The following is a 21,839-nucleotide window of genomic DNA, read 5'->3' on the forward strand; positions in this document are numbered from 1 at the left end:
CCTGGACACTGCCATGACTTCTTTCGAATCCACGCTGCTTTCCCGCATCGTCAGCGAGCTGGCGTCTTCCCATGCCCTGATGAATTGCCTGATCAAGGAATTCGCGCTGCCGGAAAAGTGCCTGACTTATAACTGGCCGGAAGATCGGCGCGGTATAGCGCCGGCCAATTATCTGAGTTGGTTGCAAGACGGCGGCGTCCCCTTGCTGATCAACTTTCCTGGAGACCGCCAGTTCTTTCTGGTCGTCGATCGACAGGATGAACTCGGCAGCCAGCGTTATCTATCCGATATCTATGTAAGACGCGGGGACCAGCGCTGGTATTGCCCGGACTTTCCCGCCTTCATCGATTATCTGCTGGAGGCCTGCGAAGAACTCGCCGGCGCCCACAATGGCGAGTTGCTGCAGCAGGTCCTGCAGAGCCAGCGCCTGACCGCGGCCATCGTCGACCACGTGCAGATCACGCGACATCCCGCGCCGCTCAGCGACTACCTGGCCAGCGAGCAGGGCCTCTGGTTCGGCCATCCCAATCACCCGGCGCCCAAGGCGCGGCGCTGGCCGGAGCCGCTGCCGGCCGAGGCCTATGCACCGGAGTTGCACACCAGCACCCCCATGCACGTGCTGGAGGTGCCGCGCGCCGGGTTGCAGGTGGCTGGCAACGGCCTGAGCGATGCCCAGGTGCTGCAGGGCTTCGTGGACCAGGCGCAGGCCGCTGCGGAGCGGGCGCGGATCGTGCTGCACCCGGTCCAGGCACAGCTGTTCCTGAGCGATCCGCGGGTCCAGGCGCTGGTCAGCGAGGGGCTGATCCGTGACCTCGGGCCCAGCGGCGCCCTGGCCAGTCCCACTGCCTCCATACGCACCTGGTACCGCGCGGGCCATGCCTACTTCGTCAAGGGCTCGCTGAATGTGCGCATCACCAATTGCGTGCGCAAGAACGCCTGGTATGAACTGCAAAGCACCCTGATCGTCGACCGCCTCATGCAGCGCCTGCAGGGGCGGGTGGCGGGCCTGGACATGGTGCGCGAGCCGGGAGCCCTGAGCTGGGCACCGCCGGCGGCGAGCGCCGAGGACGAGCGCTGGTTCCGCGAGCAGACCGGTGCCATCCTGCGCGAGAATTTCTGCCTGGAGCATGGCGCCGACTGCTGCCTGCTGGCCGGCACCCTGTTCGCCCGCGACACCCGCCTGCAGCCGCTGCTGCAGGACTTCCTCAGCCGCTGCGGCGGTCGGGAGCCCAGCGATCAGGCGCGACTGGCCTGGTTCCAGGATTACCAGCGGCTGTTGCTGGGGCCGGTGCTGCGATTGTTCTTCGAGCACGGCGTGGTGCTGGAGCCGCACCTGCAGAATTGCGTGCTGGTGCATGACAATGGCCGGCCCGTCCGGCTGCTACTGCGCGACTTCGAAGGCATCAAGCTGACCGATACCCTGGGCGCCGAGACCCTGGACGCCCACGTCCATCCCCGGGTGCGCCAGTCGTTGCTCTACAGCCGCGACCAGGGCTGGCGGCGCATCGCCTACTGCCTGTTCGTTAATAACCTCGCCGAGGCGGTGCTGGCGCTGAGCTGGGAGCGTCCGCACCTGGCGCCGCGCCTGTGGCGGCAGGTGGAAGCCGAGTTGATCGCCATCCGCCGGGATCTGCAACGCGCCGCGCCCGAGCTGGATGCGTTGATCGCCGGCCAGCCGATTCCCTGCAAGACCAATCTCAAGGTGCGCCTCGCCGCCCAGGCCGATCGCCAGGCCGGTTATGTGCAGTTGCCTTGCCCCTGGGGCGCGGAGGTGCGTCATGGGTGAGCTACCGGCCGCGGTCCGCGCCGCCCTGGTGGAGGCCCAGGCGCAGTCCGGCGATCCCCTGGCGGCCTTCGTCTACGACCTCGATGCCCTGCGGCGGCACGTTGCCGCGCTGATGGCCGAATTGCCGCCGGGCGTGGAGCTGTACTACGCCATCAAGGCCAACAGCGAGGCGCCGATCCTGGCGGCCCTGGCGCCGCTGGTGCACGGCTTCGAGATCTCCTCCGGTGGCGAGATCGATCGCCTCGCCGCCTGCCCGCAGCGCAAGCCGTTCATCTTCTCCGGTCCGGGCAAGCTGGATTCCGACCTGCGCACCGCCCTGAGCGCCGGGGTCGAAGCCATCCACCTGGAGAGCCTCGGCGAGATCCAGCGCCTGCAACGGCTGGCCCGCTCCCTGGGACGGCTACAGCCGGTGTACATCCGCATCAACCCACAATTGCCGGCCGGGCTCACCAGTACCCTGGCCATGGCCGGTACGGCGACGCCCTTCGGCTTCGACGAGGCCGATCTGCACGGCGCGGTGGCAGCGGTGGAGGCGGCCAGCCACCTGCAGCTGCAGGGCTTCCATGTGCATGCCCTGTCGCACCAGCACTCGGTCGAGCGCCATCTGCACCTGCTGGACTTCTATCTGGAACGCTGGCCGCACTGGCGCGGCCTGGCCCGGCGCCCGGAGAGCCTGGTGCGGCTCAACGTCGGGGGCGGCATCGGGGTGGATTACCGCGAAGGTCGGCGATTCGACTGGGCGCGGCTGTGCGCGCACCTGCGCGCCCGTCTGGCCGCCCAGGCGCAGCCGCCGCTGATCCGCTTCGAACCGGGCCGTTTCCTCGCGGCCTTCTGCGGCTACTACGCCATGGAGGTGCTGGATACCAAGACCAGTCATGGCCAGCACTTCCTGGTCTGCCGCGGCGGAACCCACCAGTTCCGCCTGCCGGTGGCCCAGGGGCACGATCACCCGGTGCTGCACCTGCCCCGCGAGGCGCGGGCGACGGCGACCGGGGGCAAGGCCTGGACGGTGGTGGGCCAGCTCTGTACCCCCAAGGACATCCTCAGCCGCGGCCAGCCGCTGGGTGAGGTACGGGTGGGCGACCTGCTGGTGCTGCCCCTGGCCGGCGCCTATGGCTACAACATCTCCCACGCGGACTTCCTCTGCCATCCGCGCCCACGGCAACTGTTCCTCGACGGGAACGGGAGGGCCTCGGCGTGAGCGTGGCGATCCCGCGGGTCTTGGTGGCGGTGAACGTGCTGCTGGGCACGGTCACCGTCAGCCTGGCCAATACCGCGCTCAATCCGGCGCTGCCGGCCTTCATCGCCGCCTTCGACCTGGGGCCGCTGCTGGCCAGCTGGATCGTCGCCGGCTTCATGGTCGCCATGGGCATCACCATGCCGCTGACCGGTTTCCTGGCCGGGCGCCTCGGGCGGCGGCGGCTCTATCGCCTCGGGTTGCTGGCCTTCATCGCCGGCTCGGCGCTGGGCGCCCTGGCCGATTCCATCGCCGGCGTGCTGCTGGCGCGCATGGTCCAGGGGGTGGCCAGCGGCCTGATGATTCCCCTGGCGCTGGGCATCATCTTCTCCGTCTATCCCAAGGAGGAGCGCGGGCGGGTGACCGGCTGGTGGGGCGGGGCGGTGATGCTGGCGCCAGCGGTGGGGCCCTTGTGCGGCAGCCTGCTGCTGGAGGTGTTCGACTGGCGCGCCCTGTTCCTGCTCAACGTCCCGGTGGGCCTGCTGGCCCTGGCCATGGGGCAGGTGGTGGTGCCCGCGGATGCCCCCCGCGAACACCAGCCCTTCGACCTGGCCGGCTACCTGCTGATCGCCACTGGCCTGGGATTGCTGCTGGTGACCCTCGGCCGGCTGCGCGAGCTGACGGCGGTGGGCGAACCCCTCAATCTGCTGGCCCTGGCGGCCGGATTCCTGTGCCTGCTGGCCTTTGTCCGCCTGCAACTGCGACGCCGCCATCCGCTGCTGCCGCTGCGACTGTTCGCCCTGCGCGGCTACCGGGCCAGCGTCATCATCGCCGTGGTCCAGGCGGTGGGCATGTTCGAATGCCTGGTGCTGCTGCCGCTGCTGATCCAGCTGGTACTGGGCCACAGCGCGCTCTGGACCGGTCTGGCACTGCTCTGCACGGCGCTGGCGGCGGCGCTGTTCGGTCAGGTCGGCGGGCGCCTGCTCGACCGCCGCGGACCCCGTGGCGTGATCGCCACCGGCCTGGCGCTCAGCGGCCTGGCCACCCTGGCCCTGGGTGTGGTTGGCAGCCATGCCGGACTCGCCTGGATCTGCGCGCTGATGGTCCTGCGCGGCGTCGGCCTGGGGCTGTCCTACATGCCGGCCACCACCGCCGGCCTCAATACCCTGCCGGATGCCCAGGTCACCCAGGGCGCGGCCATGAACAACATCGCCCGGCGCCTGGTGTCCTCGGTGGCCGTGGTGGCCGCCTCCCTGTGGCTGGAACTGCGCCTGGGCGGCGCGTCCGGCTGGGGCCCGCGCCAGGCCGCCACCGGCGTCGCCATCCAGGACGCCTTCATCGCCACCGGTCTGTTCATCCTGCTGGCCCTGCCCTGGGCCTGGCGCTTTCCCGCCGGCCAATCCCTTTCCGTTCGGAGGTACTCATGACCGCTCAGCTTTCACTTCCTGCGCAGCCCTGGCCGTCGCCCGCCGACGCCGCCCTCTATCGCCAGGTCGAGCAGCGCGTGGTGGCGCAATTGCTGCAGACGCTGATCTACGAAGAGGTGCTCGGCGCCCAGGTACAACCAGTGGCGGATGGCCTGGCGCAGTATCGCCTGGCCGGTCGCGCCGCCGATGGCCAACCGGTGCAGTACCTGGGCTATGCGCCCGCCGCTGCCAGCTTCGGCCTGATCCGCCTGGACCCCCAGCGCCTGGTGCGCCAGGACGCCCAGGGGAGCCGTGCGCCGACGCTGCACGAGACCCTGGCCGAATTGCTCGGCGAGCAGAGCGCCGCGCCGCTGTGGCCGCGCTTCGTCCAGGAGCTGGAGCAGACCCTGCTCAAGGACCTGCAGTCGCGCCGCCAGGATTATCGTCCCGACCGCCCGGCCCACGAACTGGATGTGGACGCGCTGGAACGGCACTTCATGGACGCCCATGGCTACCACCCCTGCTACAAGTCGCGCATCGGCTTCTCCCTGGCCGAGAATCGCCGCTACGGACCGGAATTCGGCGAGCCGATCCAGGTGGTCTGGCTGGCCCTGGCGCGCGAGCGGGCCTCGGTGGGGCACTCTCGCCATCTGGATTTTCCGGCCTTCATCGCCGAGGAATTCGGTGCCCAGCGCTGGGCGGCCCTGGCCGCCGAGTGGCGCGAACAGGGGCGGGCGCTGGACGATTACCAGCTGATCCCGGTGCATCCCTGGCAATGGGAGCAGCACCTCGCCGCGCTGTTCCAGCCCGAGCTGGTGAGCGGCGAGCTGCTCTACCTCGGCACCTCTCGCGACCAGTACGCCGCCCAGCAGTCCATCCGCACCCTGGCCAATCGCAGTGCGCCCCGGCGGCCCTACGTCAAGCTGGCGATGTGCCTGACCAATACCTCCAGCACCCGCATCCTGGCGCGCCATACGGTGCTCAACGGCCCAATCATCACCGACTGGCTGCAGCGCCTGATCGAAACCGATGCCACGGCCCGCGACCTGGACTTCGTGGTGCTCGGCGAGGTCGCCGGCGTCGCCTACGACAGCCGCACGCTGCCGGCCAGTCGCGCGGGGCAGGTCTACGGCACCCTCGGCGCCGTCTGGCGCGAGAGCATCCATGCCTATCTGCGCGCGGATGAGCAGGCGGTTCCCTTCAACGGCCTGACCCAGGTGGAGAATCGCTACGGTCAGGGTGCGCCGCGGCCCTTCGTCGCCGCCTGGATCGAGCGCCACGGCCTGGACACCTGGCTGGGGCAACTGCTCAGGGTCACGGTGACGCCGCTGATGCACATGCTCCACGCTGAAGGCATCGGCATGGAGTCCCACGGCCAGAACATCGTGCTGATCCACCGCGACGGCTGGCCGCTGCGCATCGCCCTCAAGGACTTCCACGACGGCGTACGCTATGCCGAGCGCCACCTGGCACGTCCGGAGCTGCGCCCGACCCTGGAGCCCTTGCCGGCGAGCCACGCGCGGATCAACCGCAACTCCTTCATCCTCACCGAGGACGTGGACGCGGTACGGGACTTCACCTGCGATGCCTTCTTCTTCATCGCCCTGGGCGAGTTGGCGGTGTTCCTACGCCAGCACTTCGCCCTGGCCGAGGCCGACTTCTGGCAGGCGACCGCCACGGTCATCCTCGACTACCAGCGCGCCCATCCCCAGTACCGGGAGCGCTATGCGCTGTTCGACGTCTTCGCCCCCACCTTCGAGGTGGAGGAGCTGACCAAGCGGCGCCTGCTGGGCGATGGCGAGCGGCGCTTCAAGGCGGTGGCCAATCCCCTGCATCCCTACCGGCCCGCCGCATGCTGAGGCGCAATCGACTCAAGGCCGCCCTGGCGGCCGGCACGCCCAGCCACGGCCTGTTCGCCTCGTTGCCCACGCCCGCCAGCATCGAGCTGATCGCCGAAGCCGGCTACGACTTCGTGATCATCGACATGGAGCACGTGCTGATCAATCCGGAAACCCTGGAGAACATGATCCGCACCGCCGAGAGCTACGACCTCACGCCGCTGGTGCGGGTATCGGACGCCGAGCCCAAGCGCCTGCTGCGCCTGCTCGATGCCGGCGCCCAGGGGATCGTGCTGCCCTGTGTGGAAGACCCGGCGGTGCTGGCCGCCGCGGTGCGCGCCTGCAAATACCACCCGGAGGGCCAGCGCAGCCTCAATGCCGGGCGGCCTGGCTCCTTCGGCAAAGCCAGCCTGGCCGACTACGTGACCTGCGCCAATGCGCAGATCCTGGTGGTCGCCATGATCGAGAGCGCCGCGGGCGTTGCCCGGGCAGCGGAGATCGCCGCGGTGCCCGGGGTGGACCTGCTGCTCGAAGGGGCGGCGGACCTGTCGCAATCCCTCGGCCGCCCCTGGCGCATCGCCGATCCGGAGGTGCAGGAGGCGCTGCGCCAGACCTGGGCCGCCGCCCAGCGCCAGGGCACCCCCTATTGCGCCATCCCCCGGCGCCCTGAGGACCTCGACCTCTGGCGCGCCCGGGGCGTCACCACCTTCGTGCTCGGCGACGAGCGCGGCATCGCCTTCCGGGCCCTGCAGGCCCGCCTGACCGCCCATTCCTGCGGAGAATCCCCATGAACGCCCAGACCCTCGCCACCGATCTCATCCTGCAGGACCTGTTCGACTGCCTGCTGGCCGAAGACGTCTTCGCCCCGCTGGCCGTGACCCTGGCGGCCGCGGCCCCGGAACATCCCGTCGCGCTGCAGCCGGCGGCCCCGGAGGAGCGGCTCTGGGAGTGCTGCTGCGATCCCCGCGAGCAGCGTTTCATCGCCGCGCGGGTGCGCCCGGGCATTACCCAGGCCTGGGTGAAGGTGCCCGGTACGCCGATCCTGGCGCGCCAGGGCGACGCCTGGAGCACCCTCACGCCGGATGCCTTCGTCACCCTGGTGTTCGCCGAGGCGGCTGCCGATCCGGAGCAGGCGCGGGGCATCGCCCTGCTGCGCGAGACCCTGGCCACCAGCCTGCGGCAGACCCGGCTGTCGCTGGAACAACCCCTGGTCCCGGGTCCGCTGCTGGAGGGCGACGGCCAGGCCGCCTTCCTGCAACTGGAGCGCTGGGCCGCCCTGCGGGATCGACCCTATCACCCCCTGGCCAAGGCCAAGCTGGGCCTGAACGACGCCGACTACCAGGCCTACCAGGCCGAATTCGGCCAACCCGTGCGCCTGGCCTGGGTCGCGGTGCGCCGCGATCAGCTGCTGTGCGGCGAGGGGGTGGTGGCGGAGGGCCAGGGGCCGGCGGCCGCCCTGCTGACCCCAGCGGCGCTGGCCGAGTTGCAGGCCGAATTGCAGCAGCGCGGCCTGGCCGAGAGTCACCTGGCGCTGCCGGTACACCCCTGGCAACTCGCCGAGGGACTGCCGGGCCGGCTGGACGAGGCCTTCGCCAGCGGCGTCTGCCAGCACCTGGACTTCGCCGGCGCACGCTGCCACGCCACCTCGTCGCTGCGCTCCATGCTCATGGAGGAGGGCGCGGGCGTGGCCCAGCTCAAGTTGCCCATGGCGGTGCATTCCCTGGGCGCCTCGCGCTACCTGCCGGCGGTGAAGATGATCAACGGCTCGCGCAGCGAGGCCCTGTTGCGCCAGGCCCGCACCCTGGACCCGGTGCTCGCGGAGAGCCTGCACCTGTGCGACGAGTCGCGCTGGTGGGCCTTCATGCCGCCGGCGGCGACCCTGTTCGACGAGGCGCCGCGGCATCTCTCGGCCATGGTGCGCGGCTATCCCGCGGCGCTGCTGGCCGATCCCGACTGCCGCCTGCTGCCCATGGCCGCGCTCGGCACGCCGTTGCCGGACAGTCGCCGACATTTCTTCGACGACTGGCTGGCGGCCCGGGCACTGGCGCCGACCCCGGCCAACGTCCTGCTGTTGTTGGGTGAGCTGTGCCGCAGCTTCATCGATCTCAACCTGCGGATGTTCCGCCTCGGCCTGCTCGGCGAGGTGCACGGGCAGAATGCCGTGCTGGTCTGGCGCGCCGGGCGCATCCAGGGCCTGCTGCTACGCGACCACGACTCCCTGCGCCTGTACGTGCCCTGGCTGGAGCGCCAGGGGCTGGCCGATCCGCAGTACCGGATCAAGCCCGGCCATGCCCAGACGCTGTATCACGAGCATCCGCGCGACCTGCTGTTCTGGTTCCAGACGCTGGGCATCCAGGTCAACCTCAGGGCCATCTTCGAGACCGTCGCGAACTGCTACGCTGTCCCGCTGACCGCTGCCTGGACGCTGCTGCGCGAGGTACTGGAAGAACGCATCGTGGCCCTGGATTTCGACGCCGAGGCCCGGGCGCTGCTCCGGGAGACCTTGTTCGAGGCGCCGGACTGGCCGCAGAAGTGGCTGCTGCGCCCGATGATCGAGCGGGCCGGTGGGCCCGGCAGCATGCCGTTCGGCAAGGGCAGGGTGGTCAATCCCTTTCATCAGGTGAGCCATGCCCCCTAGTGTTTCCCTCTCTATGACCCGCCGCCGCCTGCTCGGGCTCGGCGGCGTGCTCGCCACCGGCCTGGCGCTGCCGCCAGGCGTCGCCCGGGCGCAGTCCACGCGCGTGGCCACGCTGTTCCAGGGCGCCACCGACAGCGCCGTGGCCCTGGGGCTCAGGCCTTGCGGGGTGGTCGAGTCCTGGAGCGAGAAACCCGTCTATCGCTACCTGCGCCCGGCGCTGGCGGGAGTGCCCTCGCTGGGGCTGGAAACCCAGCCGAGTCTGGAAGACCTGGCACTGCTGGCGCCCGACCTGATCGTCGCCTCGCGCTTTCGCCATGGCCGGATCGCACCCTTGCTGCAGCAGCTGTGCCCGGTGGTGATGCTGGAGGAGGTCTTCGAATTCAAGCAGACCCTGCTGGCCCTGGGCACCGCTGCGGGGCGTGAAGCGGCCGCCACGGCCCTGCTGCAGGCCTGGCAGGCGCGCATCGCCCGTCTGCGCGAGGCGCTGCAACGCCATTACGGGGCCCAGTGGCCGCCGACGGTGGCGGTACTGGATGTGCGCGCCGATCACCTGCGCAGCTACCTGCCCGACAGCTTCGCCGGGCGGGTACTCAGCGAACTGGGCTTCGCCTGGCCGGCGGCCAGCCAGGGCAGCGCCGCGCCCTCGATCAAGCTGACCTCCCGGGAAAGCCTGCCGGTGGTGGAGGCCGAGGTCTTCTTCGTCTTCCTGCGCGCCGACCAGGCCGCGGTGCAGCGCAACTACGCCAGTCTGCTCGAACACCCGCTCTGGCAACGCCTGAGCGCCCCCCGCCGCGGGCAGGTCTGGCGGGTCGACGGGGTGGCCTGGAGCCTGGGCGGCGGCATTCTCGCGGCGAATCGGCTGCTGGACGATATCGAGGGCGTTCTGGCCGCCCAGGGGGCCGCATGAGCGCACCCTTCAGATTGCTGCTGCTCGCCCTGGCCCTGGCGCTGACCGCCGTGCTGAGCCTCTCGGTCGGTGCGCGCTGGATCGCGCCTAGCAGCGTGGTGGCGGCGCTGGTGCAGGATCCTTCGCTGGCGCTGGATGCCACCCTGGTCAACACCACGCGCCTGACGCGGCTGCTGGTCGCTCTGGTGGTGGGTGCCAACCTGGCGGTGGCCGGTGCCCTGATGCAGGCCATGACGCGCAATCCCCTGGCTTCGCCGGGGCTGTTCGGCATCAACGCCGGGGCTACCTTCGCCCTGGTGCTGGGCATCACCCTGCTGGGGCTGTCCAGCACGGAAGGCTGGGTGCTCTGCGCGCTGCTGGGCGCGGCGGTGGCCGGCACCCTGGTCTGGATCCTGGGCAACCGGGGCCAGGCGCGCCTGACGCCGCTGCGCATCGTGCTGGCTGGCGCCGCCCTGGCGGCGCTGTTCACCGCCTTCAGCCAGGCGCTGCTGGTGATCAATCAGGAGGGCCTGGACAGCGTGCTGTTCTGGCTGGCCGGTTCGGTGGGTGAGCGCAACCTGGCCATGGCTGCGCCCCTGCTGGTGTTCAGCCTGCTGGCCCTGGCCGCCGCCATGGTCCTGGCCGGGCAGCTGGATGTACTGGTCGCCGGTGACGACCTCGCCCGTGGCCTCGGCCAGCCGATCGGACTGATCCGGTTGCTGGCCGGGGTGCTGGTGATCTGCCTGGCTGGCAGCGCCGTGTCCCTGGCCGGCAACATCGGCTTCATCGGCCTGATGGTGCCGCACCTGGTGCGCGGGCTGTTGGCCCGCGCGCGAAACGAGCATCGCTGGCTGATCCCCGGCTGCGCCCTGGGCGGGGCCCTCCTGCTGGTGCTGGCCGACAGCCTGGCGCGGGTGGTGATCCTGCCCCAGGAGGTACCCGTGGGTATCATGACCGCCCTGTTCGGCGGGCCGTTCTTCATCCATCTCGCGCGCCGGGGAGGCCGCCATGGCCGTTGAGATCGTCTGGCGGCTCGGCCGCTTTTCCCGGCGCCTGGCCCCGGCCACCCTGGGGCGGCTGGTCGTCGCCGCGCTGGTGGCCCTGGCGGCCTTGCTGCTGTGCCTCTGCCTGGGCAAGGTCTGGTTGACGCCCACCCAGGTGCTGGCCGCCTTCGCCGACGACGCGCACGGCGGCCTGGGTTTCATCGTCACCCAGTTGCGCCTGCCGCGGGCGCTGCTAGCGGCCCTGGTCGGCAGCGCCCTGGCGGTGTCCGGCCTGCTGCTGCAGGGCCAGGTGCGCAATCCCCTGGCCTCGCCGGACCTGCTCGGCATCACCAGCGGCGCCAGTGCCGGGGCGGTCTGCTATCTGGCGTTTCTTGCCGCAAGTCTCGGGCCGCATGGCCTGCCGCTGGCCGCGATGCTCGGCGCGGGCCTGGCGGCGCTGCTGGTCTATGGCCTGGCCTGGAATCACGGGGCCTCGCCGTTGCGGCTGGTGCTGGTGGGGGTAGGGGTATCGGCCATGCTCGCCGCGGCCACTACCTTCCTGCTGGTGTTCAGCCCGCTGACCACCACGCTGTCCGCCTACGTCTGGCTGACCGGCAGCGTCTATGGCGCCAGCTGGCCGGAGGTGCGCGCCCTGGGCCTGTGGTGGCTGGCCCTGTTGCTGCCACTGGCGGTCCTGGCGCGACACGCCGTGCTGGCGCAACTCGACGACGACCTGGCCCGCGGCCTCGGCGTGCGCCTGCAGCGGCAACGCGCGGCCCTGCTGGCGCTGGCCGTGGCCCTGGCCGGGGTGGCCATCGCCTGGGGGGGCGCCATCGCCTTCGTCGGCCTCATCGCGCCCCATATCGCCCGCCGCCTGCTGCCCAGTGGGTTCGCCGGTCAGGCGCTGCTGGCGGCCCTGGTGGGAGCGCTGCTGGTGATGCTCGCCGACCTCCTGGGTCGTACCCTGTTCCTGCCCCTGGATCTGCCGGCCGGCATCTTCGTCGCCGCCCTTGGGGCGCCCTTTTTCCTCTACCTGCTGATCCGGCAACGCCCCTGAAGGAGGCTTCATGGCAACCCTGGCCAGCCGCGGCCTGACCCTCGGCTACGGCACCCAGACCATCATCGAGGCCCTCGACCTCGACCTACCACCGGGTCGCGTCTCGGTCCTCATTGGCAGCAACGGCTCCGGCAAGAGCACCCTGCTCAAGGCCTGCGCCCGGCTGCTGGAACCGCGCCAGGGCCAGGTGCTGCTCGACGGCCAGGACATCCACCGGCAGTCCACCGCCGCCCTGGCCCGGCGATTGGCGGTCCTGCCACAGACCCCGGTGGCGCCCGAGGGCATCAGCGTGCGGCAGCTGGTCAGCCTGGGCCGCTATCCCTACCAGAACTGGATGCGTCAATGGTCGGCGGACGATGCCGCGGCGGTGGACAAGGCGCTGCGCCTAACCGACCTGCTGGCGCTGGCGGAGCGGCCGGTGGACGACCTCTCCGGCGGTCAGCGCCAGCGCGCCTGGATCGCCCTGACCCTGGCCCAGGATACCGACTGCCTGCTGCTGGACGAACCCACCACCTACCTGGACCTGGCGCACCAGATCGAGGTGCTGGACCTGCTGCGCCAGCTGAACCGGGAGGAGGGCAAGACCATCGTCATGGTGCTGCACGACCTCAATCTCGCCTGCCGCTATGCCGATCACCTGGTCGCCGTCCACCAGCGTCGCGCTTACGCCCAGGGGGCTCCCGCGGCGGTGTTGACGCAAGCCCTGGTACGCGAGGTGTTCGCCTTGGAATGCCGGATCATCGCCGATCCCTATTTCGGCACGCCGCTGTGCATTCCCTTCGGTCGCGAGGTACCGCCATGTGCCTGAGGCCCACCCTCGACAGTGCCCAACGGGACGAGCTGCGCGCTACCTTCGGCCTGCGCGAAGCCAGAGAGCGCGATGGGCAGCACAGCCAGCCGGTCGCCGCCTGGCTGGACGCCGCGCGCTGTGCCGAGTTGCTCGACGACCTGGGGGCGCGCATGCAAGCCCCTACGCGGCGGGTCGCGGCATCGCTGCTGACCAAACGGCTGGGCTTCCTTACCACCGGGGTGGCCTTCCACGCCCTGTCGGCCTATGACCGGCGCCTGGACCTGACGCCTGGCAATGTCTGGATCGAGGATGGCCACGTCCAGGGACGCTGGCACTCGTCGCTACCGCTGAGCGATACCCGGCCGCTGCCTGCCCTCGACGATCACGCCACCGCCCGGGCGTTGCTGGCCCGCGCCCTGTTCGGCGAGCTGCTGCGGCCGCTCTGGGAGACCCTGGCGCAGGTTGGCCGCGTCTCGCCGCGCATCCTCTGGGAAAACGTCGCGGTGCGGCTCTATTCGCTGTACGACCGCCGCCTTGCCGAATTGGACGATCCGGCCATTCGTGCCCGCTGCGCCGAGGACTTCGCCTGGCTGCTGGCGGCCACGCCGGCGGAGCTGGGGCTGGAGACCAATCCGCTGGCCCAATTCCGCCGGCCTGCAACGGCCAGTACCGTGGGACGTCCCGTCCGCTTCCGGCGCACCTGCTGCTTCTACTACCAGGCCACGGCACCTGCCGAATACTGCTCCAACTGCCCGCTGATCCGCCCCCGGGAGGCCGTATGCCCAGCCACCTGAGCGAGCTGCCGGCCGCGCTGATCGCCGGCTACGCCGAGATTTCCGCCTCGACCCTGGGGCATCTCGGACGTACGGGTTACCTGCCCGAGCTCAAGCCGGCGATAGCCGGTGCGCGCCTGCTGGGCCGGGTGGTGACGGCGCGCATTCCCTTGCCCCACGGCGCCCTGTTGCGCGAGGCGCTGATCACCAGTCGCCCGGGCGACGTCCTGGTGATCGAGGCCGTCGGCGATCCCCACTGCGCCTGCTGGGGCGAATTGCGCACCCTGGCGGCCCTGGTCAAGGGCCTGGCCGGCGTGGTGGTGAGCGGCGCCATCACCGACATCCAGGCGCTTCGCCAACTCGGTCTGCCGGTCTTCCATCGCGGCATCAGCGCCGTCACCACCCAGGGCGGCGAGGCGCTGGGCGAATTGAACGTCGAACTTCAGCTCGGCGAGACGCTCGTCTGCCCCGGTGACCTCGCCCTGGGAGACGACGACGGCCTGTTCATCCTGTCGCCCGCGCGGGCCGCAGCCTTGCTGCCACTGGCCCGGGCCAAGGAAGCCGCGGACCAGGCGCGGCGTGTGCAACTGCTGCAGCGGCTCACCGAAGGGCGCTAAGGCTACTATTCCGGCTTGGTGCCGATCTGCTCCCGCAGGAGTTGCAGATAGCGCCGCGCGCCCAGGCCCTGGGGGCGGTTCTTGATCCAGATGACGTCGATCCAGCGACGGATCTGGCTGGCCATGTTGTCGAATTGCACCTGTTCGAGCAGCCCGGCGGCGATTAGTGGGCGCACCAGCGGGTGAGGCAGATAGGCCCAGCCCAGCCCGGCCTGCACTAGGTCCAGCGTCGCCAGATAGCTGTCGGTGAGCCAGACCCGCTGCGACAGCACGATCTGCGGGTCCGAGGCGTTGCGGTCGCCGCCGGCCACCACGATCTGGCGGGTATCGGCCATCAGCGTTTCGCCCAGAGGTCGACCGGTGTGGGTCGAGGGGTAGCCGGGCGCCGCCACCGCCGTGAGCAACTGGCTGCCGGCCTCGGCGAAACCTTCCTGCTCGTTGATCCCCGGTCGTTCGAAGATCAGCGCCAGGTCGACGCTGCCATCGTGCAGCAGGCGGATCGCCTCGGCGCGTGCCGCCGAGCGGATCTCGATTTCCAGCGCCGGAAATTCCTCGGCCAGGGTCACCAGCGGCCGACTCCAGGCACCCGTCTGCAACTCCGGCGCCATCACCAGCACGAAGCGCCGCTCCAGCCCAGCGTGCAATTGCAGGGCGTGAGCGTCGAGCAGATTGAGCTGGCTGGCCACCTGCCGCGCCTGGGGTTCGAGGGCGCGCGCGGCGGGGGTCGGCAAGGCCTTGCGGGTGGCGCGATCGAACAGCACCAGGTCCAGCTCGGCCTCCAGCTGGGAAATCGCCATGTTCACCGCTGACGGCACCCGCCCCAGGACGCGGGCCGCCGCGGAAAAGGAGCCCTCGTCGATCACGGCGAGGAAGACTCGAAGCGTTTCACTGGTAAAAGCCATGGTTGTCAATTTCGCTGATAACGATCGTCTTTTTGTATCAGCCAGACAGGCTTAGAGTCCAGTCAGACAACAACGGAGACAGTGATATGAGCGAGTCGATGGCGGGCCAGGTGGCCCTGATCAGCGGTGCCGGCAGCGAAGCTGGCATCGGCATGGCGATAGCCCGCCGCCTGGGCGCGGCGGGGGTACGGTTGCTCGTCACCGCCAGCAGCGCCCGGATCGCGGAGCGGGTGGCGGAATTGCGCGCCGCCGGCTTTACCGCTGAAGGTCAGGCCCTGGATCTCACCGAGGAGGCCGCCGTTGGCGACTTCTGCCAGTGGGCCGAGGCGCGTTGGGGCCGCATCGACATCCTGGTCAACAACGCCGGCATGACCATGCAGGGCAGTCCCGAGCCCCTGGTGGAGGTGGCGCGGATGACCCTGGCCGACTGGAATCTGACCCTGGCGCGCAACCTGACCACGGCCTTCCTGCTGACTCGCGCCGTATTGCCCGGCATGCAGGCGCGCGGCTATGGCCGCATCGTTCACGTCAGTTCCGCCACCGGCACCCGGGCGGGCATTCCGCAGGCAGCGGCCTACAGCGCGGCCAAGGCGGCCATGGTCGGCATGAACATGAGTCTGGCGCTGGAGGTGGCCGGGCAGGGCATCACGGTCAACGCCGTGGCCCCTGGCTGGATCGAAACCGCCTCCAGCCTGCCGGAAGAATTGCAGGCGGCGACGCGGGTCCCCGTGGGTCGCGCCGGCCGCCCCGCCGAGGTCGCGGCGGCGGTGGCCTTCCTGGCCTCGCCCGAGGCGAGCTACATCACCGGGGAATACCTGGTGGTGGACGGCGGCAACAGCCGCATCGAAAACAAGGGGGCCTGACATGCAGCCGGTCGTACTGGTCAGTGGGGTTCTGGGTGGCATCGGGGGGGCGGTGCGCGAGCATTTCCTGCAGGCGGGCTGGCAGGTCTTCGGCACCGATCTCGACGGCGCAGCCCTGGCGGCGCTCCAGGCCGACGGCCACCTTGCCGGCCAGCACGCTGCTGACCTGCGCCAGGCCCGCGCGAGCCGGGAGGTGGTCGCCAGCGTCCTGGACCGCCTCGGTCGCCTCGACGCCCTGGTCAACTGCGCCGGCGTCTGGCGCGAAGGCCCGGCCGAGACCTTCAGCGAGGAAGACTTCGACCTGGTGCTGGACGTCAATCTCAAGGCCAGCTTCTTTCTCTGCGCCGCGGCCATTCCCGCGCTGCGCGACACCCGCGGCGCCATCGTCAACCTGAGCAGCGATGCCGGTCGCCAGGGCAATCGCAATGCCGCCGTCTACTGCGCCAGCAAGGGCGCGGTGACCCTGATGACCAAGGCCCTGGCGCTGGACCTGGCGCCCAGCGGGGTGCGCTGCAACAGCATCTCCCCCGGCGATGTGGCGACGCCCATGCTGAGCTTTCAGGCAGAGCGCTACGGCAATGGCGATCCCGCCGCCTATCTGCAGGAATTGCTGGAGAAGTATCCGCAAGGCGAGCAGGCGCGCTTCATCCAACCCGAGGAAGTCGCCGAACTGGCCTTTTTCCTGTGCCAACCCGCCGCCCGCTCCATCACCGGCGCCGACCTGGCCATCGATTGCGGCGTCTCGGCCGGGCACTGAGCCCGGCCGAGACGCCCTCCACCCCAAGAGGAGTCCGACATGACCACCAGTGGTATCAGCGAAGCCGCCGTCCAGACCTGCGTCGCGGCCGAACGCGAGCGCTTCCTGGCGCGCAATCCCAAATCCCTCGCCCTGGCCGAGCGGGCCCGGCACTCGCTGTTCGGCGGCGTGCCCATGCACTGGATGAACGACTGGTCGATGCCCAGTGCGCTGTTCGTCAGCCATGCCCAGGGTTCGCGCTTCCACGATGTAGACGGCCACGAGTACATCGACTTCTGCCTGGGCGACACCGGCAGCATGTTCGGCCATTCGCCGGCGCCCATCGCCCGGGCCCTGGCCGAGCAGGGCGCGCGCGGGCTCACCACCATGCTGCCCGGCGAGGATGCCGTGGTCGCCGGGGAATTGCTCGCCGAGCGCTTCGGCCTGCCGTTCTGGCAGGTGGCGACCACCGCCACCGACGCCAATCGCTATGTCATCCGCTGGGCGCGCGCCATCACCAATCGCAAGGTGCTGCTGGTGTTCGACGGCTGCTATCACGGTACCGTCGACGACGTCATGGTGCGCCATCAGGAGGGTCGCACCGTGCACCGCGGCGGCCTGATCGGCCAGGCGCACAACCTGGCCGAGACCAGCCGGGCCGTGCCCTTCAACGACCTGGCGGCGCTAGAGGAGGCACTGGCGAAGGGTGACGTCGCCGCGCTGATCTGCGAACCGGCCATGACCAACATCGGCATGGTGCTGCCCGCCCCGGGCTTCATGGACCAGGTCCGCGCCCTGACCCGGCAATACGGCACCCTGCTGATCATCGACGAGACCCATACCCTGTCCACCGGCCCCGGCGGCTGTACCCGCGCCTGGAATCTGCAGCCGGACTTCATCACCTTCGGCAAACCCATCGCCGGGGGCGTCCCCTGTTCGGCCTATGGCTGCAGCCACGAGATGGCCCAGGCCATGCGCCTGGCGCAGCAGCACGCCAGCGAGACCAGCCACGGCCATGGGCACAGCGGCATGGGCACCACGCTGTCGGCCAATGCCCTGGCCATGCGCTGCCTGAGAGTCAACCTGGAGGAAGTGGCGACGCCGGCCGCCTACGAACGGATGCTGCCGATGGCAGCGCGACTGGCCGCCGGTCTGCGCGCGGTGATCGCCCGCCATGGCCTGGCCTGGTCGGTGACGGAGCTGGGCGCCCGCTGCGAATTCCAGTTCTGCGCCACGCCGCCCACCACCGGCGCCGAGGCGGAAGCCGCCTTCCATGACAGCCTGCAGCAGGCGTTGCACCTCTATCTGATCAACCGGGGCATCCTCATCACCCCCTTCCACAACATGACCCTGTGCTGCCCGGATCTCGCTGCGGCAGACGTCGATCTACTGCTCGCCACCCTCGACCAGGGCCTCGCCGAACTCCTGGCGCTGCCCGGCGCCCGGGAGTGTCAGCCATGAACTTCGCCGACGCTCAGGAAGCCCGCGACTTCCTCGCCGCCCACCCCGAGGTGCGCAGCATCGAACTCATGCTGATCGATGCCAATGGTGTGCCCCGCGGCAAGCTGCTGCACCGGGACGAACTGCTGGCCATCTATGAGGAGGGCCGGCCGCTACCCAGCTCCATCCTGGCGCTGACCCTGCAGGGGGAGGACGTCGACGCCACCGGTCTGGTCTGGGAGGTCGCCGACGTCGACTGCTGGACCTATCCACTGCCCGGCAGTCTGACCCTGCAACCCTGGCGCAGCACCCCGACCGGTCAGGTGCAGGTGAGCATGCACCCGACCCAGGGGCTGCCGGCCACGCCCGCCGATCCCCGGCACGCCCTGGTACGGGTGATCGAACGGCTGCAGGCCGACGGCTTCCAGCCGGTGATGGCGGTGGAGCTGGAGTTCTATCTGCTCGACCGCACCCGCGACGCCCAGGGCCGGCCGCAACCGGCGCTGCAGATGAATGGCGTGCGACCCGGCTCGCCGCAGGTCTACGGGGTCTACGAACTGGAGCAGCTGCAGCCGTTTCTCGATGACCTCTACGCCGCCTGCGAGGTGCAGGGCCTGCCGGTGCGCACGGCCATCTCCGAATACGCCCCCGGCCAGCTCGAACTGACCCTGCTGCACCGCTTCGACGCCCTCCAGGCCATCGACGAAGGCATTCGCTACAAGCGCCTGGTCAAGGGCGTGGCCAACCGCCACGGCCTGCAGGCCTGCTTCATGGCCAAGCCGTTCGGCGACCAGGCGGGCAGTGGCCTGCACCTGCACGTCAGCCTGGCCGATGCCGAGGGCAACAACCTCTATGCCAGCGAGGACCCGCAGGGCACGCCGCTGCTGCGCCATTCCATCGGCGGCATGCAGCACCGGATGCTGGACGCCCTGGCGATCTTCTGTCCCAACGCCAACTCCTACCGCCGTTTCCAGGCCAACAGCTATGCGCCGCTGGCCAAAAGCTGGGGAGTCAACAACCGCAGCGTATCCCTGCGCGTACCTGGAGGTCCGGCCAGCAGTCGCCACATCGAGCACCGCATCTGCGGCGCCGATGCCAATCCCTATCTGGCCGCTGCGGCCATCCTCGCTGCCATCCACGAAGGCATCCGTGACAGACGCGACCCGGGGCCGGCCATCGTCGGCAATGGCTACGAGCAGGCCACCGACTTCCTGCCCACCGACTGGCTCACCGCGCTGCAGGCGCTGGAGCGCTCCAGCTGGATCCGGGAGGCGCTGGGTGAGCGTTTCGTCGAGGTCTATCTGGCGATCAAGCGTGCGGAATACCGGCAGTTCATGGCCGAGGTGGGGGAACAGGACTGGCGCTGGTATCTGACCCACGCCTGATGGGTCGGTGTCAGATCAGTCCGACTCGCCCGGCACGGCGGTGAGGCGATTCACGCTGATGATGCCGCCATTCCAGATCATCTCAACCGGCGCCGCCTGGACCACGGCAGTGACCAGGCGCGGGGTTAGCAGCGCCCAGCAATGGCTGCCGGGGCGGCGTACCGAGCGATAGCGCAGACCTGGGCAGCCGGCGCGTTTGGCGGCGGCGCCCAGACTGCGCGCCGCGCTGTAGTCCAAGGGATCATGGATAGGGTCTGCTGCTTTTAGCACCAGGGCGTCGCGTACCCCCTTCTCGGAGAAGCTCACCGAAAGATTACGGAAGACGAAACGCTCGTACTTCAGTGCCGGCACCTTCGACCAGTAGGCCTGCTGATGATGGTGGACTTCGGCAAGGGCGGTATCGGGATGGTCGGCCAGATAGAGAGCGCCGAAGGTGCCATCGCTGAAGCGCGAACCCTCTGGATTGACGTGAATGAAGGGCGCTGTCGCATAGGAGCAACCCGAGATGCCGAAGGGAATCTGTTCTCGGGGAATCAGCTCCAGACGCCCCAGTTCGTTTTGTAGGCGCGGGTTGGTCAACACCTGTAACTGATGGAGCACGGCGAAATCTTCGGCATTGGCAACATCGTCGAACAGGTGGATGGGCGGGAATTTGGAGTTGACCAGGCGATGCCCTTGTAGACGCTCATCGGCCAGCAGGGGCAGGTCCTCCAGCTTCACCATCCGGCACCGCGCAGGACGTCGATACGCCGGAAGGTTTCATAGAGGGAGATCATGTCGCCTTGGGCCATTATCTCCAGCGGCGAACGGCCATTGAAGAATTCATTGTGATTGGCCATGGCGACGAAGCCATAGACGTTTTCCGGGTTGTCGAAAACCAGGCGCAACGCGGAATGCATGTTCAGCACCAGGCTGACACGCTGCAGTTGATCGGCATCCAGGCTCACCGCCCATTCGCTGTCCCGCTGCGACGCTCGGGTATAGGTGCTGCGTGAGATGCGCAGGATCCGGCAACTCTGCTCGCTGGAAGCTTGCCATCTTTCCAGGATATTGAGCGCTGCCCTTAGACCAATCGTGCTCTGGCTTTTCGAAAATTGCTCGACGACGGCAACCTGGGACATAGGATTCTCCAATCTGTAGAGGCAAATATAATGAATTCGCATCTACAGAGATAGAGGCTCTACCGCTCCCTCGCTAGGGCGGCTAGGGCGGCTAGGTGGGCGTCCTAGCGAGGGAGTGCCAGGCTGGCCTGCCAGCGCCGATCCCGGGTAGAGGGCCAGCGGTGCAGCCGCTCGTCCAGCAGCGCCGCGGCCTTGGCCTGTTCACCCCCGCGCAGCAGGGCGACCAGCAAGGTGTCTTCGATGACCTCGCGCTGGGCGCCGCTGCCGCCGATGCGGGGGACGTCAGCGCGCAATGGCTCCAGCAGGCGGGCACAACCCAGGTAATCGGCTTCGGCGAAGGCCAGGAGCGCACGGCAGAGCAGCGGGACGACCGGCCCGGCGGGCAGGACGCCATCGCGCAGACGACTTTCCAATACAGCGACGCGGGTTTCCACCGCCCGACGATCCCCGGTCGCCGCGGCGATCAGTGCCATATGGACATCGGCAAAGGGCAGCCCCGGTTGCTGGAACAGCCCATCCGCGCTGGCGGCGGTGGCCTGCCAGAGGCCGGCGGGCACCTCATGGCCATAGAGGCCCAGGCGCCAGAGAAAGGAGGCGTTGTCGCTGACCCGATTGAGCGGGCCGGCGGTGGACGCGGCCGGCGCCACGAAGCGCTGGTAGAGGGCCAGCGCGCCCTGGCTGTCACCCTGTTCCAGGGCCACCAGGGCGCCGTGCCAGGCGATATGGCCATGCAGGGTACCGTGATGGGGGTACTCGGGCAGCCAGCCGGCAATCAGGGCCTGAGCGGCCTGGCTGGCGCCGGATTCGTGCAGGACATGGGTCAGGGCATGGGCCGCGTTGACGTTGTGGCGGCGCAGCTCGAGCGCCCGCTCGGCAAGCGCCCGACCGCGGACCACGTCGCCGTTCTCGCCGTGGGACCAGCCGCGGTAGGTCAGGAACCACTAGTCATCCGCGGCGAAATGGCGGGCATGGCGCTCGCAGAGGTCGACCCGCGCCTGGTCATGATCCGCCCGCCCCGAAAATGCCAGCAAGCCGAAGGCCCCCAGCGGCAGGCCGAGGATCAGGATGTCGCGCGGCCAGCGCTCGGCGTGTTCCAGCGCGCCCTGCAGGGCCTGGGCGGCTTCCCCAGCGATCAGCCGCCGCACGACCTCGACATGGCTGCGCTCGCGCTCCGTGCCATGTCGCTCAACCAGCCGCTGCGCCTGGGCGATGGTCTCCCGGGCAGCGCCGGCCTGGTTGTCGATCAGCTGCAGCCGTGCCCGCGCTGCATGGGGCAGGGCGAAGCCAGGATCGGCCGCGATGGCCTCGTCCAACGCTTCCGCCGCACCGGGCCAGAGCGACAGCAAGAGATCTGCGCCGGCCTGATAGCGCTCGGCGGCGCGGGCGGAAGCGGTGGACAGGGGAAGGTCGTAGCGGTCGGTGCAGGAGAGAGGCATGAGGG

The 21,839-nt window shown here is 69.5% G+C and carries 21 protein-coding genes; 16 read left to right on the forward strand and 5 right to left on the reverse strand.

Annotation, left to right across the window (positions count from 1 at the left end; translation table 11 throughout):
- Positions 1-13: 13 nt before the first annotated feature.
- From AABM56_RS10790 to AABM56_RS10845, 12 genes are read left to right on the forward strand one after another with little or no spacing between them, the layout of a single operon-like run.
- On the forward strand, positions 14-1,786 hold the full coding sequence (locus AABM56_RS10790; protein WP_133861738.1) for an IucA/IucC family siderophore biosynthesis protein: 1,773 nt from the start codon (positions 14-16) through the stop codon (positions 1,784-1,786).
- Complete coding sequence (locus AABM56_RS10795; protein ID WP_133861737.1) at positions 1,779-2,987, forward strand: type III PLP-dependent enzyme; 1,209 nt, start codon at positions 1,779-1,781, stop codon at positions 2,985-2,987. Before AABM56_RS10790 ends, AABM56_RS10795 begins: the two co-directional genes overlap by 8 nt.
- Positions 2,984-4,390 carry a DHA2 family efflux MFS transporter permease subunit gene (locus AABM56_RS10800; protein ID WP_347884079.1) on the forward strand — a complete coding sequence of 469 codons (1,407 nt, stop codon included), beginning with the start codon at positions 2,984-2,986 and terminating at the stop codon, positions 4,388-4,390. The genes AABM56_RS10795 and AABM56_RS10800 overlap by 4 nt, the downstream gene beginning before the upstream one ends.
- A complete protein-coding gene (locus AABM56_RS10805) occupies positions 4,387-6,228 on the forward strand; it encodes an IucA/IucC family protein (protein ID WP_133861735.1) in 1,842 nt (613 codons plus the stop codon). The genes AABM56_RS10800 and AABM56_RS10805 overlap by 4 nt, the downstream gene beginning before the upstream one ends.
- A complete protein-coding gene (locus AABM56_RS10810; RefSeq protein ID WP_133861734.1) occupies positions 6,222-6,998 on the forward strand; it encodes an HpcH/HpaI aldolase/citrate lyase family protein in 777 nt (258 codons plus the stop codon). The genes AABM56_RS10805 and AABM56_RS10810 overlap by 7 nt, the downstream gene beginning before the upstream one ends.
- Positions 6,995-8,845, forward strand: coding sequence for an IucA/IucC family protein (locus tag AABM56_RS10815; protein WP_133861733.1), 1,851 nt, complete (start codon positions 6,995-6,997; stop codon positions 8,843-8,845). Before AABM56_RS10810 ends, AABM56_RS10815 begins: the two co-directional genes overlap by 4 nt.
- Positions 8,835-9,752: an ABC transporter substrate-binding protein gene (locus AABM56_RS10820; RefSeq protein WP_133861732.1), complete on the forward strand. Its 918-nt coding sequence runs from the start codon at positions 8,835-8,837 to the stop codon at positions 9,750-9,752. Before AABM56_RS10815 ends, AABM56_RS10820 begins: the two co-directional genes overlap by 11 nt.
- Complete coding sequence (locus AABM56_RS10825; RefSeq protein ID WP_263259226.1) at positions 9,749-10,750, forward strand: iron ABC transporter permease; 1,002 nt, start codon at positions 9,749-9,751, stop codon at positions 10,748-10,750. The genes AABM56_RS10820 and AABM56_RS10825 overlap by 4 nt, the downstream gene beginning before the upstream one ends.
- On the forward strand, positions 10,740-11,771 hold the full coding sequence (locus AABM56_RS10830) for an iron chelate uptake ABC transporter family permease subunit (protein ID WP_133861730.1): 1,032 nt from the start codon (positions 10,740-10,742) through the stop codon (positions 11,769-11,771). The genes AABM56_RS10825 and AABM56_RS10830 overlap by 11 nt, the downstream gene beginning before the upstream one ends.
- Before the next feature lie 10 nt (positions 11,772-11,781).
- A complete protein-coding gene (locus AABM56_RS10835) occupies positions 11,782-12,579 on the forward strand; it encodes an ABC transporter ATP-binding protein (RefSeq protein ID WP_133861729.1) in 798 nt (265 codons plus the stop codon).
- Positions 12,570-13,355, forward strand: a complete 786-nt coding sequence (locus tag AABM56_RS10840) for an IucA/IucC family C-terminal-domain containing protein (protein ID WP_133861728.1) — start codon at positions 12,570-12,572, stop codon at positions 13,353-13,355. The genes AABM56_RS10835 and AABM56_RS10840 overlap by 10 nt, the downstream gene beginning before the upstream one ends.
- The gene (locus tag AABM56_RS10845) at positions 13,340-13,951 is read left to right on the forward strand and encodes an RraA family protein (protein WP_133861727.1); all 612 of its coding nucleotides are present in this window, start codon (positions 13,340-13,342) and stop codon (positions 13,949-13,951) included. The genes AABM56_RS10840 and AABM56_RS10845 overlap by 16 nt, the downstream gene beginning before the upstream one ends.
- 5 nt (positions 13,952-13,956) lie before the next feature.
- Here the strand turns inward: AABM56_RS10845 and AABM56_RS10850 are convergent, their stop codons facing one another.
- On the reverse strand, positions 13,957-14,853 hold the full coding sequence (locus tag AABM56_RS10850) for a LysR family transcriptional regulator (RefSeq protein ID WP_133861726.1): 897 nt from the start codon (positions 14,851-14,853) through the stop codon (positions 13,957-13,959).
- A gap of 86 nt (positions 14,854-14,939) precedes the next feature.
- On the opposite strand from AABM56_RS10850, the gene AABM56_RS10855 reads away from it, so the two are divergent.
- Genes AABM56_RS10855 through AABM56_RS10870 form a run of 4 tightly spaced genes read left to right on the forward strand, consistent with a single transcriptional unit; the run spans position 14,940 to position 19,277 of the window.
- A complete protein-coding gene (locus AABM56_RS10855; protein WP_133861725.1) occupies positions 14,940-15,716 on the forward strand; it encodes an SDR family NAD(P)-dependent oxidoreductase in 777 nt (258 codons plus the stop codon).
- A gap of 1 nt (position 15,717) precedes the next feature.
- Positions 15,718-16,473 carry an SDR family NAD(P)-dependent oxidoreductase gene (locus AABM56_RS10860; protein ID WP_133861724.1) on the forward strand — a complete coding sequence of 252 codons (756 nt, stop codon included), beginning with the start codon at positions 15,718-15,720 and terminating at the stop codon, positions 16,471-16,473.
- A 39-nt stretch (positions 16,474-16,512) separates the two neighbouring features.
- A complete protein-coding gene (locus AABM56_RS10865; protein ID WP_347884080.1) occupies positions 16,513-17,913 on the forward strand; it encodes an aspartate aminotransferase family protein in 1,401 nt (466 codons plus the stop codon).
- The gene (locus tag AABM56_RS10870) at positions 17,910-19,277 is read left to right on the forward strand and encodes a glutamine synthetase family protein (protein WP_133861722.1); all 1,368 of its coding nucleotides are present in this window, start codon (positions 17,910-17,912) and stop codon (positions 19,275-19,277) included. The genes AABM56_RS10865 and AABM56_RS10870 overlap by 4 nt, the downstream gene beginning before the upstream one ends.
- 15 nt (positions 19,278-19,292) lie before the next feature.
- On the opposite strand, the gene AABM56_RS10875 is transcribed toward AABM56_RS10870, so the two are convergent.
- From AABM56_RS10875 to AABM56_RS10890, 4 genes are all read right to left on the reverse strand, one after another.
- Positions 19,293-20,000 (reverse strand): RES family NAD+ phosphorylase, encoded by a 708-nt coding sequence (locus tag AABM56_RS10875; protein ID WP_133861721.1) that lies wholly within the window; start codon positions 19,998-20,000, stop codon positions 19,293-19,295.
- On the reverse strand, positions 19,994-20,398 hold the full coding sequence (locus tag AABM56_RS10880) for an antitoxin Xre-like helix-turn-helix domain-containing protein (protein WP_133861720.1): 405 nt from the start codon (positions 20,396-20,398) through the stop codon (positions 19,994-19,996). Before AABM56_RS10880 ends, AABM56_RS10875 begins: the two co-directional genes overlap by 7 nt.
- Before the next feature lie 104 nt (positions 20,399-20,502).
- Positions 20,503-21,294 carry a hypothetical protein gene (locus AABM56_RS10885; RefSeq protein WP_347884081.1) on the reverse strand — a complete coding sequence of 264 codons (792 nt, stop codon included), beginning with the start codon at positions 21,292-21,294 and terminating at the stop codon, positions 20,503-20,505.
- 45 nt (positions 21,295-21,339) lie between these two features.
- Positions 21,340-21,834, reverse strand: a complete 495-nt coding sequence (locus tag AABM56_RS10890; protein ID WP_347884082.1) for a hypothetical protein — start codon at positions 21,832-21,834, stop codon at positions 21,340-21,342.
- Positions 21,835-21,839 lie beyond the last annotated feature (5 nt).

The sequence above is a fragment of the Pseudomonas aestiva genome (genome assembly GCF_039908605.1).
Lineage (GTDB): Bacteria > Pseudomonadota > Gammaproteobacteria > Pseudomonadales > Pseudomonadaceae > Chryseomonas > Chryseomonas aestiva.

What these genes read in the sequence shown, in the direction of transcription:
- AABM56_RS10790 (WP_133861738.1), top strand. Translation starts at nt 14, where the DNA reads ATGACTTCTTTCGAATCCACGCTGCTTTCCCGCATCGTCAGCGAGCTG.
- AABM56_RS10795 (WP_133861737.1), top strand. Translation starts at nt 1,779, where the DNA reads ATGGGTGAGCTACCGGCCGCGGTCCGCGCCGCCCTGGTGGAGGCCCAG.
- AABM56_RS10805 (WP_133861735.1), top strand. Translation starts at nt 4,387, where the DNA reads ATGACCGCTCAGCTTTCACTTCCTGCGCAGCCCTGGCCGTCGCCCGCC.
- AABM56_RS10810 (WP_133861734.1), top strand. Translation starts at nt 6,222, where the DNA reads ATGCTGAGGCGCAATCGACTCAAGGCCGCCCTGGCGGCCGGCACGCCC.
- AABM56_RS10815 (WP_133861733.1), top strand. Translation starts at nt 6,995, where the DNA reads ATGAACGCCCAGACCCTCGCCACCGATCTCATCCTGCAGGACCTGTTC.
- AABM56_RS10820 (WP_133861732.1), top strand. Translation starts at nt 8,835, where the DNA reads ATGCCCCCTAGTGTTTCCCTCTCTATGACCCGCCGCCGCCTGCTCGGG.
- AABM56_RS10825 (WP_263259226.1), top strand. Translation starts at nt 9,749, where the DNA reads ATGAGCGCACCCTTCAGATTGCTGCTGCTCGCCCTGGCCCTGGCGCTG.
- AABM56_RS10830 (WP_133861730.1), top strand. Translation starts at nt 10,740, where the DNA reads ATGGCCGTTGAGATCGTCTGGCGGCTCGGCCGCTTTTCCCGGCGCCTG.
- AABM56_RS10835 (WP_133861729.1), top strand. Translation starts at nt 11,782, where the DNA reads ATGGCAACCCTGGCCAGCCGCGGCCTGACCCTCGGCTACGGCACCCAG.
- AABM56_RS10840 (WP_133861728.1), top strand. Translation starts at nt 12,570, where the DNA reads ATGTGCCTGAGGCCCACCCTCGACAGTGCCCAACGGGACGAGCTGCGC.
- AABM56_RS10845 (WP_133861727.1), top strand. Translation starts at nt 13,340, where the DNA reads ATGCCCAGCCACCTGAGCGAGCTGCCGGCCGCGCTGATCGCCGGCTAC.
- AABM56_RS10850 (WP_133861726.1), bottom strand. Translation starts at nt 14,853, where the DNA reads ATGGCTTTTACCAGTGAAACGCTTCGAGTCTTCCTCGCCGTGATCGAC.
- AABM56_RS10855 (WP_133861725.1), top strand. Translation starts at nt 14,940, where the DNA reads ATGAGCGAGTCGATGGCGGGCCAGGTGGCCCTGATCAGCGGTGCCGGC.
- AABM56_RS10860 (WP_133861724.1), top strand. Translation starts at nt 15,718, where the DNA reads ATGCAGCCGGTCGTACTGGTCAGTGGGGTTCTGGGTGGCATCGGGGGG.
- AABM56_RS10865 (WP_347884080.1), top strand. Translation starts at nt 16,513, where the DNA reads ATGACCACCAGTGGTATCAGCGAAGCCGCCGTCCAGACCTGCGTCGCG.
- AABM56_RS10870 (WP_133861722.1), top strand. Translation starts at nt 17,910, where the DNA reads ATGAACTTCGCCGACGCTCAGGAAGCCCGCGACTTCCTCGCCGCCCAC.
- AABM56_RS10875 (WP_133861721.1), bottom strand. Translation starts at nt 20,000, where the DNA reads ATGGTGAAGCTGGAGGACCTGCCCCTGCTGGCCGATGAGCGTCTACAA.
- AABM56_RS10880 (WP_133861720.1), bottom strand. Translation starts at nt 20,398, where the DNA reads ATGTCCCAGGTTGCCGTCGTCGAGCAATTTTCGAAAAGCCAGAGCACG.
- AABM56_RS10890 (WP_347884082.1), bottom strand. Translation starts at nt 21,834, where the DNA reads ATGCCTCTCTCCTGCACCGACCGCTACGACCTTCCCCTGTCCACCGCT.